Source organism: Pseudomonas sp. P5_B2, assembly GCF_056400445.1.
The window spans coordinates 1-1,197 of record NZ_JBFULH010000988.1 but is presented as its reverse complement, the minus strand read 5'-3'; the positions used below and the strand labels follow the sequence as shown (position 1 = coordinate 1,197).

Annotated in this window: 1 protein-coding gene; it reads right to left on the bottom strand. The window is 57.8% G+C overall.

All coding sequences use genetic code 11. From position 1 onward, the window contains the following. On the bottom strand, window positions 1-1,197 hold a 1,197-nt coding region (locus AC1DRJ_RS28555), incomplete at both ends, for a TonB-dependent receptor (RefSeq protein ID WP_477805092.1).

Below are 1,197 nucleotides of genomic sequence, written 5' to 3'. Positions count from 1 at the left end.
ATTGTCGCTGGCCTCCCAGCTTCTACCGCCCGGTACGAAGGTTTCGTAGTCATGCTCGAAGCGCTCGAAACGGGCGCCTGCCAAAACCTTCAAGCGCTCAGTCAATGCCACCTGATCTTGGACGAAGGCGGCGTATGTCTTGACATTCTCCTTATCGTTGGTCGGCGTTCGGGTCAGGGCCGGACGAGGCTGGCCATACACCGGATTGAAGATATCAATCGGGTAAGCACTCACCGCGCCACTGGAGCGCTGAATGATTGAGCTGTAGTCGTAATCCTCGTATTCGACTCCGGTCAGTAAGGTGTGATCGAAACCGCCTGCGGTGAAATGCCCGGTGAGGTTGACCTGGGTGTCCTTGTCCGTCCATTCCAGCTTGCGGTAGTTGAAGTTGCGGCCCAGGGTGCGTCCGTCGGCGGCGACACCATTGGCCTCAATGGCATTGCCTTCAAGGGTGCCATCGAGCCATTGGAAACCACCGCCCAATGTCCAGTTATCGCTTAGCAGGTGTTCGAAACGCAGCTGCGCCATGTTGTTGTCGTTGTGCAATTTGCCAACGTCTTTTTCGCTGAAAAAGGTATCGCGAGATGCGGTGCCAATCTGATTGGGATAGCGCGTCAGACCACGATCCAGCGGGTGGTTATTGCGCATGAAGTCGCCTTCGAAAATCAGCTTGGTATCGTCGGTGGCCTGCCAGGAAATAACCGGCGTCACGCCATAACGTTCGGTCTCGACATGATCGCGGAAGGTATCACCACCCTCACCCACCACGTTTAGGCGATAGGCCAAACGGCCTTCTTCATCCAGCGGGCCGGAGGCGTCCAGCGTGCCACGCTTCATCCCCTGCTCATCGAGCTGACTACCCAGCGTGACCGTGGGCACAGCCAGAGGCTGTTTGGAGATGACGTTGAACGTGCCACCCGGATCGCCTCGACCATAGAGCATGGTCGCCGGCCCTCGCAGCACTTCGAGCCGCTCGATGGTGTTCGTATCAGGCATGTTTGGATAACCACGGTTGATTGGAAATCCGTTGCGGTAGAACTCGCCGGTGGTAAATCCACGCACTGTGAAAGTTGTCAGGCCCTGGCCGCCGAAGTTATTGGCCCGCCCCACCCCCCCGGCGTAGTCGAGCGCGTCCTGCAACCGCGTGGCATTGATGTCCTCCACGACATCTTTGGTCACCACAGTGATGGATTGGGG